This is a genomic window from Candidatus Oscillochloris fontis (genome assembly GCF_004138135.1).
GTDB lineage: Bacteria > Chloroflexota > Chloroflexia > Chloroflexales > Chloroflexaceae > Oscillochloris > Oscillochloris fontis.
Map to the genome: position 1 here is coordinate 45,109 of NZ_RYFD01000010.1, position 15,223 is coordinate 60,331.

The following is a 15,223-nucleotide window of genomic DNA, read 5'->3' on the forward strand; positions in this document are numbered from 1 at the left end:
GATGCCTGATGCTGCGAAAGCGCAAGCATCAGGCATCACATCTCAACACACTAGCGGTGGCAGGTAGAGCAGTTGGTGAGCTGTTCCTTGCTCGCCACGCCATACTGCTTGACCAGATCGGTGCCAACCTGTAACTGATCGGCAGGATGAACATAGTTCATGTTGTAGACTTCACTGCGCGGGCGAATGTACTGCTCAGGATTGCGGTGACAGTCGAAACACCAACCCATGTAAAAGGGTTGTTCCTGCCAAACAACCGCCATTTCGTTAATCTGCCCATGGCACTCCGAGCAGCCAATACCCTTGTTGACGTGAATCGAGTGGTTGAAGTAGACAAAATCAGGCACATTATGCACCCGAATCCACTCGATTGGCTCTCCAGTGTTGTAGCTCTCAACGACCGGAGCGATTTTGGTACTGTTCGTCTTGATCTGCGAGTGGCAGGTCATACACGTCTCAGTAGCCGGAATGTTGGCGAAGTACGACTTGTCCACGGACACGTGGCAGTAGCGACAATCAACCCCAAGGACACCATTGTGTAACTGGTGACTAAAGGCGATTGGCTGCTCCACCGCGACATTGATCTGGCGGAAGTAGTTGGAGCGGAAGTAAACGCCAAGGATCAGTACGAGCTCAACGAACAGTAGCAGCCCGGCGAAAATGCTCAGGCGAATGAGCAGATTCGCGTTACGTGGGAAGATCTGGCCCATCCTCGTGACTTTCTTATGGGTGCCTGTGCAAGATGGAAACTGGGCGTAATTATAGAACCGCTTGTCTTTTGTGTCAACTGAATCCAATCCGTTGTCAATAATAGTGCGTCAAAATCTCGCAATGTCCACTATTAAAATGATATCTGCCAGTTATGAAATTGATCGGACGTGTCATATGATGCAATCTGGTCGGCTAGAACCAAGTCGCCTATCAGGTATATACTGTGCAAAAAAATTGTGCGTTAGCTGTTCAAGCTACCTTGACTTTGTGAAAAAAATATATATCATCCGAGCTATGCGGGGGAGAGCAATCCGAGGAGTCACAGCGATGGCCGAGAATCAGCCACAGAGAGACGAAGCAAACAACCAGCCGACGATCCGCTACAGCCGCAACGGAGCGCGTCCGTGGCCTTCAGCACGCCCACGGGTGGTGATCATTGGGGCTGGTTTCGGCGGGATCAATGCTGCCCGCGCCCTGGCCAACAAAGATGTTGATGTGCTCATGATTGACCGCAACAACTACCACGGGTTCTGGCCACTCCTCTACCAAGTGGCGACGGCGGGCCTCGAACCGGAATCGGTAGCCTACCCGGTGCGGGCGATTATCCGCCGCTTCAGTAATGTCAGTTTTATGATGGCCGAGGTGACCCGCGTTGATTGTGCGGCCAAATTCGTCTATACCCCCACTATCGCGCTACCCTACGATTACCTGATCATCGCCGCTGGCAGTGCGAATAACTACTTCGGGAATGATTCATTGGCCGATCATACCTATGGGCTAAAGGATCTGGACGATGCCGAGCGCCTGCGCAACCATGTACTCTCCAATTTTGAATATGCGGTGAGTGAACAAGACCCGGCGATCCGGCAACGTTTGATGACGTTGGTAATCGTGGGTGGTGGGCCAACCGGCGTTGAATTAGCCGGTGCATTTATTGAATTAGTACATCACGTTTTGGTGCGTGATTACCCAATGTTAGACATCTCCGAAGCGCGGGTGGTGCTGATTGAAGCGAGTGAGCATATTCTCGCTGTCTTCCCCGAAACGCTGCGCCGGAGCGGGTTGCACCGCCTAGAGAAGATGGGTGTCGAGGTGCGTCTCAAGACGATGGTGTCCCATGTTGATGCGCAGGGAGTAACACTGAGTGATGGCAGTCGCATAGAGACGGACTCGGTGATCTGGGCGGCTGGCGTGCGTGGGGCACCGCTGGCGGATAGCCTGGAGGTGCAATTGGGGCGAAGTAGCCGCGTACCGGTACAACCGACGCTCAATCTGGCCGAGCATCCCGATGTCTTCGTGATCGGTGACATGGCCTATCTGGAGACCTACAAACCGGGGGTTCCCTATCCGATGATCGCGCCGGTGGCGGTACAGATGGCCGAGTTGGCAGCACATAACATTTTGGCCAAGACGCGCCGTCGCCCACTGCGGCCCTTCCGCTACTTCGATAAGGGCAACATGGCGACTATCGGGCGGCGCGGGGCGGTGATGGATGCCTTCGGCATCCGTCTGAGCGGGTTTCTGGCCTGGATGGGCTGGTTACTGGTACACCTGATGTTCTTAGTCGGGTTCCGTAACCGGGTGATTGTGCTGCTCAATTGGGCCTATAGCTACTTTACCTACGACCGTGGGGTGCGCCTGATTAGTGGCCTGAAACCGCGCAAACGTCCATCACCGCCTGAAAGCACGAGGTAAGCATTTATGCCCTTGCTCAATGGTCTGCTCTACCCTTGGCGGGCGTTTCATCTGATCCGACAGCACCGCGAGTTGTGGGGGTTTGTGCTGGTGCCGATTTTGCTGAATGTGGTGGTCGGTATTCTGCTCTACACTTGGCTCTATATGGTCGGGCTGAACCAGATCGAGCAGTTTGGAGTGAACGGGAGCAACCTTGCCGCGATCTTGACGACGCTGGCCAAGGTGGTCTACCTGATCGGGTTGGCCATCGGGGTTGGCTGGCTGATGGTGCGCTTTGGGGTGGTGTTGGGTGCGCCCTGGTATGGGCAGTTGGCTGGTCGGTTGGAGGTGATTGTTAGCGGGCAAGCAGAAGCCGAGACACCGCTCTCGGTGGCGCGTGTGGCCCACGATATTGGGCGAGCACTGCTGTTTGAACTCAAAAAACTGGCGCTGACGCTCGCCATTGGGCTGCCGGGGTTGCTGCTCAATTTCGTACCGCTGCTCGGCAACACGCTGTCTACGGCCATCGCCATTTGCCTAGGGGCATTGATTGCGTGTCTGGATTTCTTCGATGCGCCACTGGAACGCCAGCATATGCGCTTCCGCGCCAAGCTAGGGATGGTGCGCCAGACATTCCCCGCCAGTTCCAGCTTTGGATTTCTGGCGGCATTTTTGGTCTCAATTCCGCTACTGAACCTCGTGACAATTCCACTGTGCGTGGCTGGAGGGACACTCTTGGTGATCGAGCAGCAGAACCGCGATTAGAGAAAGTGCTGAAAGACCTGATTGCCAATCATACGGCCTCTGGGCGTAAGCCATACCCGCTCCGCATCTTGTTCGAGCAAGCCCAGGGCCACCAGATTGGCAATCTCGCCGCCATAGACCGTAGCGAGAGCCATGCCACAACGGGCCGCGAAGTGGGCGGCACCAACACCCATGTTGAGGCGCAACCCCATCATCATCGTCTCGGCGCACAGGTCGGCGGGAGTGAGCGGGATGATCTCGGCCACTGGACGCTGCGCAGCCGCCAAGGCTGCCAGATAACCATCAATGGTGAGCCTGTTGGCATAACGATGCCGATCATGCGGGGTGGTGATATGGCCATAGGCACCAGCCCCCGCCGCCAGATAGTCACTATTGAGCCAATAGGCGAGGTTGTGCTGGCAAGCATGCGAAGGAAGTGGGCCAGCGGCACTGGTACGAGCAAAGTTGGAGATCTCGTACTGGAGGTAGCCATTGGCCGCCAGATGCTCCAAGGCCATCTCGTACATCGTGGCGCTGCGATCATCATCGGGGAGACGAACCCGCCCAGCGGTGACCTGGGCATAGAGCGGGGTCTGCTCCTCCAGGATCAATGAATAGAGGGCGAGGTGATCGGGTTGCCAGACAGTGATCGCGGCGAGGGTCTGTTCCCAATCCTCTAGGGTTTGGCCGGGTAGGCCGAAGATGAAGTCGAGATTGATCGATTCAAAGCCAGCCGCACGAGCCTGGAGGTAGCTCTGCTGCGCCTCCTCCGCGTTATGGATGCGCCCCAGAATGCGCAGGGTAGGATTGTGTAAGCTTTGCACGCCCAGACTCAGCCGATTAACCCCTAACTGGCACAAGCCGCGCAGATAATCGGGAGCGAGCAGGGTTCCGGGGTTGGCCTCGCATGAGATCTCGGCATCTGCAAGTGGCACAATCTGGCTGGCGGCGACGAGGATGCGCTCGATCTGATCGAGGGTGAGCATCGTCGGTGTACCGCCACCGAAGAAGATCGTCGGACGCAGTGCAGCCGCCTCGGTCGAGACGGGCGGGGTAGGGATGACCGACGTGGCCAGCATGGCCAACTCAGCACAGAGCGCGGTCACATATGCGTCAATCCTGTCATCCACGTTGGCGTAGGAGTTGAAATCGCAGTAGCTACAGCGACGGTGACAAAAAGGAATGTGGATGTAGAGGTGTTTCATAGAATTAGCCTCAGGAAACCCGCCCGTTTACGAGTGGGAGGAATGAGGCTTGTGCGGCCTCACTCCCTGGTAGGTGTTCACCACCGCACCGCATTCAGCGGTGTGGGGCAACCACGTGGGTATGGTATACTGTCCATGTGCGAAGGCACAATTCGGGGCAATGCACCCGTGGACCCGGTTTGCCGCACGTTTCCACCTGAACCTTGCTGGTTCTGTCGAGGAATCCTTCGGCAGGTAAAACGTTCAGGGTCAGATGCCCGTGCATCTGCCATCGCTGTCGGGTTCGCCCGACAGGGCACCCGTAAACGTGCCGTACTGCTCGGAGGCAGGTTCGCCTGTCGCGCAAGAGCAAAGCCCCCGCCTTGAGGCGGGTGGTAGTTTACAACCTATCCCCATTCACGAGCCGAGTATAGACTAGTGTTGATTCGCACCCACATGCACATGAGCATTATAGCTTGAACGCACCAGTGGGCCGCTTTCGATGTGGGTAAAGCCGCGCTTGAGACCTTCATCTTTAAAGAAGGCGAACTCCTCTGGAGTGACGAAGCGATCCACCGGCCAGTAACTTGCATCGGGGGCGAGGTACTGGCCAATGGTGAGGATGTTCACATCGGCGGTGCGTAGCGCATCCATAACCTCAATGACTTCCGCATTGGTCTCTCCAGCCCCAACCATCATGCCGCTCTTGGTGACAAGCTGGGGGTCGAAGGCGCGGGCGCGAGCGAGCAGTTCAATACTCTGCTGGAACGCAGCACGGGGCCGAAAGCGGCGGAAGAGGCGATCAATACTCTCGATGTTATGGTTGAGGACATCGGGGTGCGCATCAAGCACCATCTGAAGCGCCGCCCAATTGCCATCGAAATCGGGGATGAGCACCTCAATCTGGCAATCGGGGGTCTGTTCGCGAATGCGTTGGATCGTGCGGGCGAAGATATGCGCCCCACCATCGGGTTGGTCGTCGCGGTTGACCGAGGTGAGCACGGCGTAGCGCAGGCGCAGATGCGCAACCGAGGCGGCCACCCGTTCAGGCTCGTGTTCATCGAGAGGTTGGGGCTTACCCTTACCGATGGCGCAGTAGCGGCAGCCACGGGTACAGATGTCGCCGAGGAGGAGGAAGGTGGCGGTGCGGTGGTTCCAACACTCACCGATATTGGGGCAGCGGGCCTCCTCACAGACCGTATGCAGCCCCTTTTGGCGCATCAGAGTCAAGACATCGCTATAGTTTTCGCCGGAGGGTGCGCGGGCCTTAAGCCAGGCAGGCCGACGGGGAGTCGTGGTGGTCATAGAGATATACCTTCAGCGTTCAACGGGGCAGCTACGGGTTCAAGCAGACTGACCTCAAAGAGCATCGCAAAATGGTGTAAGAGAATCGGCTCAACCTGATCAGGAGTAACGGGGTAGCCCAACAACGCTTGGAGTGACGTAACCCCACGCTCACCAATACCACAGGGGATGATCTGAGCAAAGCCGTGCAGGTCGGGATTGACATTGAGCGCGAAGCCGTGGCTGGTGACACCGGCGGCACTCAGTTTAACTCCAATCGCACAAATCTTGGCGCGGCCATCCTGCACCCAGACCCCGGTGAGGCCGGGGATGCGCTGGCCAACGAGCGCGAACTCGGCCAGAGTCCGGATGATGACCTCCTCAATATTACGCACATAGCGACCAATATCGCCGCCGTGCTGCGAGAGCTTGAGGATGGGGTAGCCGACAATCTGGCCGGGAGCGTGGTACGTCACATCGCCCCCGCGATCAGTCTGGACGAGTGCGATGCCACGCGCCGCCAAGACCTCAGGTGGCGCAAGAATATGTTCAGGGCGCGCCTTATTACCGAGGGTAATCGTGGGCGGATGTTGGAGAATAATCAGCGTATCATCACCACGGCCAGCGGAGCGTTCAGCGGCATAGTGGCGCATCATGCCCCACGACTGGGAGTAGTCAAGACAACCGGGGCGAATCAGTGTAACCGGGCGCAGAGTAGTCATAGGGAATATTGTATCATGCTCGATCACCTTTGGTGGAGGTTCAGGGGCGGCGAAGCCTCATAGATATTCGATTAAGCCTGAAGGGAGCACCATCTTCCAGCCGACATGAAATATCCTGGCCCAGTCCGTAGGGGCGAAGCATCGCCCCCCAGATGACCGGGGGAAACCCCAACCATGTTGGGGGCGATGCTTCGCCCCTACATGAACCCTCGCCATTCCCCGTACATGCCACGGGTGCCCCACCATGCCCCGGCATAATGTTCCCCCGCCCCGCCACAGGTGCCCCGCCATGCCCCGGCATCCCGTAGGGGCGAAGCATCGCCCCCCAGATGACCGGGGAAACCCCAACCATGTTGGCGGGCGCAGCCCCAAGCGTGGTTTTGAGGGGCGGTAGCCCTAAAGCTCATGTCTGTGGTAGCAGATTGGATCGGAGCTATGATACAATACGAAGTGCAACCAATGGCGGTTTGCAGACGTCTGGTTATGCAATTCCCCCAATACTTCGCCTCAGGAGATGCTGGATGTACGAACCCCTGATCGCCGATCTGGCTGCACACCCACGAGTTGTCGAGACACGTCACCACATGCACCACAGTGTTTCCAAGCACGACCACATGATGCGCGTTGTCCGTTACTCATACCGTCTCGCACGGATCTTTCGTGCGGATCGGCGCACCTGTGTGCGTGCTGCGATTCTGCATGATCTGGATTCACGGTTAGGCACCCTCAGCACGCATGGTGCGATTGCGGCAGAGGTAGCGGCCACCCTTGGTGAACCACACGAAGTTTCGGCAGCAATCATCAGCCACATGTACCCAATTGGCCCCAAGCCAACCACCCGCGAGGGCTGGGTGCTAGTGGTCGCCGACAAGATCGCCTCGTTGACCGACATGACCACATTTGTGAGCGGGCTGTTTACGGGACAGAGTCTCCGCGAGCGGCAGCGACTATGCCAGACCGACCCATTCTACGCGGGGAAGCGGCGACGCCGAATGCGGCGATTGTGGCAGAATGTGACGTAGGGGCACCTCAAGCTAAGCCCATGGGTTTGGGGCGTAGCCCCAAGCCGAGATCTTTTTAGCTTGAGGCATGGAGGGGCGCGTCGCGACGCGCCCCTTTTTTATTCCTGCGCAGGTAGCGGGGTAGGATCATGGCCACGGATGCGAGCCGGAAGGAGGCCAGCGGGGCTAGGCGGCTCGCTGAGGCGGCCATAGAGGTAGCTGAAGAGATCACGCGAGATCGCACCGAGTGGGGCGGAGAGGATGGCCCCCAGCAAGCCAAAGACCTGTGAGCAGACCACCAGCAGCACCATGAGAACCGCCGGATGCAGACCAACGCTATCGCCAACGATGCGCGGGACGAGGAAATTGTTCTCGAGTTGCTGGATGAGGATGTACAGACTAAGAACCGCAATACCGGTCGCAGGTGAATCCATAAAACCGAGAATAATGGCCGGGATAGCCCCAAGGATGGGGCCAATAATCGGAACCAGCTCGGTAAACCCGGCGACTACCGCGAGGAGGAGGATGTAGTCCACCTCCAGGCCGAAGAGATCGAGGATCACAAGGCCCGCGCCAGCAGCAGACCCCACCGCAAGCCCCAAGATCAGTTGCCCACGGACATACCCACTGACATCGTGATCAACAATATTGATCAAGCCCCAAAAATCGGGACGCAGCCAATCGGGGAGCATGCGATCTAGGGTCTCAACCCCGGCCTTTTGATCCATGAGGACATAAAAGAGCCAGAAGGGAATGAGGAAGAAGCCGAGCAGGAAGGTGACGGTATTGACTGCCGAGAGCAGACTATTGATCAGGAAGGTACCGATCCCCTGCATATAGCTCACAAAGTTGGTGCGCAGGGAGGTGAGGGCATTATTGACCAGCACGGCAATATTCTGCTCGACCTCAGTGCGCATCGAATCGGGCAAAGTAGCGAGGATCTGTTGATACTCCTCCATCACTATTTCTGACCAACTCTGGATCTGGGCAATCGTGGGCAGGGCACTAATCAACTGACTAATCTGATTGATCAGGGGCGGGACGATATAGGCAAAGAAACCCACCAGTACCACCAACGTCCCCAGATAGACTACCAGAATCGCGGCCCAACGCGGCATACCGGTATTGAGGCGATTGACCAGCGGGAGGAGCAAGTAGGCCAGCACAATCCCGATGACGAAGGGCGTAAGTGCGCCGATGGCACTCAGGAGTAGCCAGCCAACGATGATGAACGCGCCGCAGACCAGCACCCAGCGTGCGACCCGGCGGGGTGTGAGGTGGCTAAAGAGAATCTTCAGCAGTGTCATCGTTAGAAACTAGCGCTCTTCACGGCCAGCCAAGGCGCTCACCGTCAGCACTACCGCCAGCGTCTCGCCACTATTGATCCAGCTATGGGCCATATCATCACGGTAGAAGAGCGTATCCCCCATATTCAGCGTATACTCCTCATCGCCCAAGGTGTAGCGTAATTGGCCTTGAAGCACCAGCACCATCTGGCTGCCGCGCCCAGAGAAGCCCTGTTGGCCACTGCCGGGGCGGGCCTCGATCATGCGCGCTTCGAGATCGCTGTTGGGGGGCAAGAGTGCATAGACCTGCACCGGGGCATCATCAAGGCTGAGGCGCACGCGATCCGCGAGCGTGAGCACCTGACCGGCCTGCTGGCTATCTTCACCCTCGAAGAAATGGGTCATCTGCACACTGAAAAACTGGGCCAGTTTGCGCAGATTGGCGACCGAGATGTTGACTTTATCGCGCTCAAGGCGGCTCAAGAAGGAGGGCGTAAGCCCTGAGCCGTCGGATACTTCTTGGAGTGTGAGGCCACGCTCCTGGCGGAGGCGACCAATTTTTTGTCCGAGTGACATAGGACTACTACCTTTAAGCTATGGTTTTCTGAACTTCCGGGAAGCTTGGGAAGTTCTAAAACCGTAACTCACGGGAAAAACATTGTACGATTCAGGCATCAGAGAGAACAAGAATCATGGCGCTCGTTGTATTATACGCCACAAGAATCGGCAATGTCAAGGCCAATGCACAGATTGAGAAATCCCGTTTTATGGCATACATACGGGCTAAACACGGTGGGCTTTGTCGAAGATTTGCACAGGGCTAAGCATGCGTTTTGGAAATATAGTCAAATTTGGCGGTCACGGCGGTGCAATAACCATGCCGTGATAGCGACACAGATCAGGCTATAAAGAATGAGCGCGGCCCAGCGTCCGAGCAGAGCTTCGGGGCTATGGGTAAAGCTGGATTCGACATCAAGGAAACTAGGCGAACAACCCGGCGGCACACTACCGGAGCTATCGGTATTGGGCAGATTGCACAGGCTATTGAGATCGACACTTATACCCAGTGCATCCATTGACCAGCGGCTAATCGTGAGCCACGAGAGCGGAGTGGACAAACCTTCGATCTTGAAGATCAGACCGGCGAAGAGGATCTGGGGGATCAGGGCTAACGGGACAATACTAATCGCCCGATCACCACTATCGGAGGCGGCACTTATCACCAAGCCCAATGTCATGCCGGTGAGTGCGGTAAGCAGCAGGGTGATGAAGGTCTCGACCAAGGGCGGAAGGAAGAGGCCAGTATCGGCGGGGAGGTGGACTTTGAGCGCGACGAGACCGAGCAGAACGAGGGTCTGCATAAAGATGAGCGCACTCAGAACGGCCACCTTGGAGAGCAGGTAGGGGCCGATGCGCAGATTGACCAGCCGTTCGCGCTGGAAGATCGGTAGCTCCTTGGTGATCTCACGTGCCGAGTTGATGATCCCGAACCAGACGCTGACGGTGGCGAGCATGAAGAGCACCTTCTTGGACTCACCGCGTTGGAGCAGATCAACCGCCTGGGCACCTGTGAGGGCGTCGGTGCGGGCGACAAGGAGGAGCAGCAACGCAATGATCGGAGCCTGAAGGAGCAGGATGAAGAGATTGCGGCGATCTTGGAGGGTCAGATCGAAATAACGGCGTGCCAAGATACCGAACTGGCGCAGTGGCGAAACGCGGTGCTTGGATTGGGGAGCCACCGCCGGTGCCGCCACCGGCACGGGTGCAGATTGCCCCAGACGATCCGCGACATAGCGCTGGTAGATGGGTGAAGCGCGATACTTGCGCTCCCAGAGTTCGGCCAAACTGGGTGACTCTTTCGCCGCCGGATTGGCCGTACTCCATGCCTGGTACTCGGCTTGCAGATCGCGCTGCACAATCGGATTCTGCGGGTCGGCTTGGCCTTCAAGCTTGGTATAAATATCGGCAAAATCGCCGCCCGTCACCTGGAAGAAGGTCAGTGCCTCGCTGGGTGGGCCAAAATAGACCATGCGCCCGGCAGCCATAAAGACGACGTGGTCGCACTGGGTGATGTTGGCAGTCGCGTGGGTGACAAGTACCACCGTGCGTCCGCTATCGGCAAGGCGGCGCAGGGTGTACATCATCTTCTTCTCAAGGCCAGGATCGAGACCACTGGTTGGCTCATCAAGGAAGAAGAGACTCGGATCGGCCAGCAGTTCAGCGGCGATACTGACACGCTTGCGCTGGCCACCAGAGAGGTTCTCGACCATCTTGTCGCGGTGGGGCGACATCTCGACATCTTCAAGCACACGGGTGATGCGGGCATCAATCTCGCTCTCGGCGGTATCGGCGGGCAGGCGCAGGCGGGCCGCATAGCCGAGGGCGCGGTTGACCGGCAGAGTACGGTGGAGGATGTCGTCCTGGGGCACATAGCCGAGCACGGTGCGGTAGGCATCGAAGTTGCGGTAGAAGTCATCGCCATTGACCAAGACCTGACCGGTATTGGCGGGAACATAGCCACACAGCGCCTTCATCAGGGTACTCTTGCCGGTACCGCTACCGCCGACGAGCGCCACAAACTCACGCGGGGCAATACTGAGCGAGACATCATGCAGGATGGTGCGTTGCTGCCCGCCGCGTGCGACAGTACGAGATATGTTGCGGGCATCAATGCGTAGTGCGCCTTGCTGATCATACTGATCGAGGCTCTGGACGTTATAGATCAGCTTGAAGGAGCCGATCTGGATCACATCACCGGCGCAGAGGGTGTGGGGCGCGGTGAGGCGCTGGCCATTGACGAAGGTACCATTGGTGCTGCCAGCATCGCGCAGAATCGCCCCGGCAGCAGTGCGGTCTATCTGGGCGTGGAAGCGCGAGACCTGCGGATTTTCGAGCACAATATCACAGCCAGCGCGCCCGATGGTAATCTGGGGATCATTGGGATCGAGGGGATAGCGCTGGGCAACCGTATTGGCCTGAGACGTGCGCAGCACCTCACCATTACGGTAGGTAAGGGTGACAAAACTTCCCGTAGCAGGGTCGCCAATCCGCAGCACATCGCCATCACAGAGATCGTGGCTGGTGACGCGGCGACCCTCGAAGAGCAGGCCGTTTGTCGAGCCAACATCCACAATGCGATGGCCGGAAGCAAGCGGCTCGATACGGGCATGGTGGCCGCTGACAAAACGCGAAGCCAGCACAAGATCATTATCGGGGGCACGGCCCAGCGTGATGGGAAGCGCCGTCAGGGGCAGCGTGAGCACCTGGCCCTCTTCTTGCACCTGCAAGACGGCACCCAAACCAATCGTGGCCATGGTGGGTTGCGCACCCTGCTTACTGGTACCCGCCTGGGAGGTGGGTTGGGGCTTGCCACAAGCCGTACAGAAGCGTGCGTCAGAACGACTGAGCGGTGCTTGACAGTGAACACAGCGAGCAGAAGATGGAGACGACACGCGAGCGGCTCCTATGCTATAATTTGGTTGGCCCCGATCTACACCCCTTTAGATAGCACAGGTTGTGCGAGATTGCAACCGATTGAGGCTTGTTTGACCACACCGGGCTCTCAGAAGTGCGCTACCTGCGGCGGGCTGATCGGACACGGATCGCGTTTCTGTCCGCGCTGCGGGGCACCTACACCAGACGATGTTGTCGCTGAGGAGATTCTGCTCCCCGGTTCACGGCGGGTGCGTGTCTCAGCAGACAGCCTGAGTTTGCGTGAACTGCTCGCCATCGTTGAATCGGGAGTCTTCTACTGGCGCCAACGGCTCGCAGAGAGCGAGGGCGTGGCGCGCACCGAAGCGGCTGCGGCGCTCCAGGATCTCTCACGCATCCTCGACAGTTTGGCGCAGCAGTTGGTGGCCGGGCGCGAGACGGTACGGATCACCTCGCGACTACCAAGCATGCGCAATGCGCAGCGTGCCTGTGCCATCTGTGGGCGCGGCAACCGCAGCAATGCCAAGTTCTGCATTGCATGTGGTGCAGCGCTACGCCCTGGCAACCGTGCTACCCCACCTCCTCCACCCGAAATCCGCGTGACTGTCGCCGCACGCAGTGATGTCGGCATGGTGCGCAAGATCAATGAAGACACCTACTATAGTGGTGAGTTTACGACGGTTGATGGCAGCATCGGCACCTTACTGCTCGTCGCCGATGGCATGGGTGGGCACCAATCGGGCGAGGTAGCCTCGCAACTCGCTGCCGAGACGGTCAAGATGGTGCTAGGGCAGGGATTGAGCCAGGAAGTACCGAGTGATGATGCGGGATGGCACGCTTTGTTACGTCACGCGGTACTAACCGCCAATGAGCGCATTTACCAACAATCACGGAGCCAGGCAGGGCGGAGCATGGGCACCACCCTCACCATCGCGCTGATTACGGAACGGCGGGCGCACATCGCGCATGTGGGCGACAGCCGAGCGTATCTGATCAATGCGGCAGGCGTGGGGGAGGAACATGGAACCTGGGTACAACTGACCAGCGACCACAGTTTAGTGGCGCGGTTGGTGGATATCGGGCAACTCACCCCCGAACAGGCACGGATACACCCACAGCGCAACATGATCTACCGTTCGTTGGGAACTGATCCCAATCTGGAGGTTGATCTCTTCAGCCAAGCGCTGGCCCTCGGCGACACGCTGCTGCTCTGCTCGGATGGCCTGGACACCCATGTTGAGGATGCCGAGATCGCCCAGATCGTGCTAGAGGAAGTGAGCGAGATACGGGCATGTGAAGACCTGATTGCCCTTGCCAACCAGCGCGGGGGTAAAGACAATATCAGTGTCGTGATTGCACGGATACGCGCCTAGAGAAGACAAAGGAACGGGTATGCGACGCTGCGATACATGTGGCAAAGAGAATCGCGAGAGTGCAAACTTCTGCTGGAACTGTGCCACACCCCTGCCCGTTTTTCAACCCAAGGAATCGGATCGGCAATGGCTGGCCCAGAGTCTGACGAACATCCCCAACACAAGATCCCCCAATGATATTACCGCGCCGCTGAACGCGCAGAACATTCCTGCACGCAGCCGTGACGCCCAGGAGGATATGATGCATGATGAGAATCCCCCCACCCACCGCCTCTTCGCCGGGCGCTATGAGATCCCCACTGATGCACCCCCCGGCCCAGTGACGGTGTTGGACACCAATCCGTGGCGACGCTGTTGGGCGTGTGGTTCGGGCGGTAACGATGAGGGCGAGTCCTACTGTATGGACTGTGGAGCGGCCCTGGAGCAGCGCAGCTATCCGGCCTATCTAAGCCAGAGTAGCGACCTGAGCGGCCCAGCCTTGATCCCCAATCTCACCGCCACATTGCCCCAAGATCTGCTGCCGGAGTTGATCGATCAGGTACAAGAAGGTGAAGCGACGCTCACAGTGCTCAACGACAGCGGGCGCGGCGCGATCACCCCACCGATTGAGGAGATCCTGGCTTTGGGGGTCGGAGCAACCCTGGCCCACCTGTTGGTGGATCTGCATGCTGCGGGGCTGGCATTGGGCAAACTTAGCCCCGCCAACCTTGAGGCGCTCGCCGCCGGGAAGACCCGCTTGCGCGATGCACCCGGCCTGCGCCATGTTGAAGTGGAGATGCAGCCCGCCGCCTTCCAGAGCGATCTGGCCGATTTAGCCGAGTTGTTGGAGCAACTGACGGCCACCCCACGCACCACCCAGCGCCTTGATGAAGACGAAGCCGTCGTGGCGACTGATGTAGAAGCGGGGAGTCTGATCCAGGTCTTGCGTGATGTGCGCACCGGGGGGATCGCAACAGCCCACGACCTTGCCGAACGGCTCCAGAGCATCCTAGACGAGCGCACCCGCCCGGCCAGCCTGCGCCAGATTGTCGGTGCCCATACCGATGTCGGGATTGTACGTGACCATAACGAGGATAGTTACCTGACCTTGCAACTGGATCTCAACAACAATAGCCAAGCTCAGGGCTGGGGCATCTATATTGTCTCGGATGGCATGGGTGGCCACGCAGCCGGTGAAGTCGCGAGTAGTTTGGCCATCCGCAGTGCGGCTGAGTTGCTGATCGGTGCCTATATGGCCACGGCGGTGCGCCCCGATACCATCTATGACGAGGCCCATGCGCGCACGTTGGTGCGGCAGGCGATTCAGCAGGCCAACGAGGCGATCATTGCCGAGGGACGCAGCCAGGGTAACGATATGGGCGCGACGATCACTATGGCCTTGGTGTCGGGGGATCGGGCGATTATCGGCAACGTCGGCGATAGTCGCACGTATCTCTATCGGGACGGCAAACTATGTCGAATCAGCAAGGATCACTCGTTAGTCATGCGGTTGGTTGAATTGGGCCAGATCAATGACGATGAGATCTACACCCACCCGCAACGCAACGCGGTGTTGCGTTCACTAGGCGACAAATCGAATGTTGAAGTGGACATCTTCAGTGAGCGGTTGCGCCCCGGTGATGCGCTCCTACTCTGTTCGGATGGGCAGTGGGAGATGACCCGCGATGTTGAGATTGAACGCATCCTAAGTCGGGAAGCGAATCCGCAGTCCACCTGCGAGGCTCTGGTGGCCGCCGCCAACCAAGCCGGTGGCGAAGATAATATTGCCTCGGTGCTGGTGCGGTTTGCCTAAATAGACATTCACGGAATACT

Annotated in this window: 12 protein-coding genes; 5 read left to right on the forward strand and 7 right to left on the reverse strand. The window is 58.2% G+C overall.

All coding sequences use genetic code 11. The features are described from left to right. Positions 1-50: 50 nt before the first annotated feature. The gene (locus EKD03_RS06120; protein WP_129628647.1) at positions 51-710 is read right to left on the reverse strand and encodes a cytochrome c3 family protein; all 660 of its coding nucleotides are present in this window, start codon (positions 708-710) and stop codon (positions 51-53) included. Positions 711-1,038: 328 nt separating this feature from the next. Here EKD03_RS06120 and EKD03_RS06125 point away from each other — a divergent pair, with 328 nt between their 5' ends. Then, on the forward strand, positions 1,039-2,406 hold the full coding sequence (locus EKD03_RS06125) for an NAD(P)/FAD-dependent oxidoreductase (protein ID WP_129628649.1): 1,368 nt from the start codon (positions 1,039-1,041) through the stop codon (positions 2,404-2,406). A gap of 6 nt (positions 2,407-2,412) precedes the next feature. Next, positions 2,413-3,150, forward strand: coding sequence for an EI24 domain-containing protein (locus EKD03_RS06130; protein ID WP_129628651.1), 738 nt, complete (start codon positions 2,413-2,415; stop codon positions 3,148-3,150). On the opposite strand, the gene hemW is transcribed toward EKD03_RS06130, so the two are convergent. From hemW to lipB, 3 genes are all read right to left on the reverse strand, one after another. Continuing rightward, a complete protein-coding gene (gene hemW, locus EKD03_RS06135; RefSeq protein ID WP_129628653.1) occupies positions 3,147-4,334 on the reverse strand; it encodes a radical SAM family heme chaperone HemW in 1,188 nt (395 codons plus the stop codon). The genes EKD03_RS06130 and hemW overlap by 4 nt on opposite strands. A gap of 414 nt (positions 4,335-4,748) precedes the next feature. Continuing rightward, a complete protein-coding gene (lipA, locus tag EKD03_RS06140) occupies positions 4,749-5,618 on the reverse strand; it encodes a lipoyl synthase (RefSeq protein WP_129628655.1) in 870 nt (289 codons plus the stop codon). Then, positions 5,615-6,310 (reverse strand): lipoyl(octanoyl) transferase LipB, encoded by a 696-nt coding sequence (lipB, locus tag EKD03_RS06145; RefSeq protein ID WP_174842821.1) that lies wholly within the window; start codon positions 6,308-6,310, stop codon positions 5,615-5,617. The genes lipA and lipB overlap by 4 nt, the downstream gene beginning before the upstream one ends. Positions 6,311-6,840: 530 nt before the next feature. Between lipB and EKD03_RS06150 the strand changes: the two genes are divergently transcribed. After that, positions 6,841-7,341 carry an HD domain-containing protein gene (locus tag EKD03_RS06150; protein ID WP_129628659.1) on the forward strand — a complete coding sequence of 167 codons (501 nt, stop codon included), beginning with the start codon at positions 6,841-6,843 and terminating at the stop codon, positions 7,339-7,341. 98 nt (positions 7,342-7,439) lie between these two features. On the opposite strand, the gene EKD03_RS06155 is transcribed toward EKD03_RS06150, so the two are convergent. From EKD03_RS06155 to EKD03_RS06165, 3 genes are all read right to left on the reverse strand, one after another. Continuing rightward, on the reverse strand, positions 7,440-8,627 hold the full coding sequence (locus tag EKD03_RS06155; protein WP_129628661.1) for an AI-2E family transporter: 1,188 nt from the start codon (positions 8,625-8,627) through the stop codon (positions 7,440-7,442). 9 nt (positions 8,628-8,636) lie between these two features. Beyond that, the gene (locus EKD03_RS06160) at positions 8,637-9,182 is read right to left on the reverse strand and encodes a helix-turn-helix domain-containing protein (RefSeq protein ID WP_129628663.1); all 546 of its coding nucleotides are present in this window, start codon (positions 9,180-9,182) and stop codon (positions 8,637-8,639) included. Between the two features lie 269 nt (positions 9,183-9,451). Further along, a complete protein-coding gene (locus EKD03_RS06165) occupies positions 9,452-12,058 on the reverse strand; it encodes an FHA domain-containing protein (protein ID WP_129628665.1) in 2,607 nt (868 codons plus the stop codon). A gap of 93 nt (positions 12,059-12,151) precedes the next feature. On the opposite strand from EKD03_RS06165, the gene EKD03_RS06170 reads away from it, so the two are divergent. Together EKD03_RS06170 and EKD03_RS06175 are read left to right on the forward strand one after the other, a co-directional pair. Next, positions 12,152-13,411, forward strand: coding sequence for a Stp1/IreP family PP2C-type Ser/Thr phosphatase (locus EKD03_RS06170; protein ID WP_238613415.1), 1,260 nt, complete (start codon positions 12,152-12,154; stop codon positions 13,409-13,411). A 19-nt stretch (positions 13,412-13,430) separates the two neighbouring features. Further along, positions 13,431-15,203: a protein phosphatase 2C domain-containing protein gene (locus EKD03_RS06175; protein WP_129628667.1), complete on the forward strand. Its 1,773-nt coding sequence runs from the start codon at positions 13,431-13,433 to the stop codon at positions 15,201-15,203. The last annotated feature ends 20 nt before the right edge of the window (positions 15,204-15,223 follow it).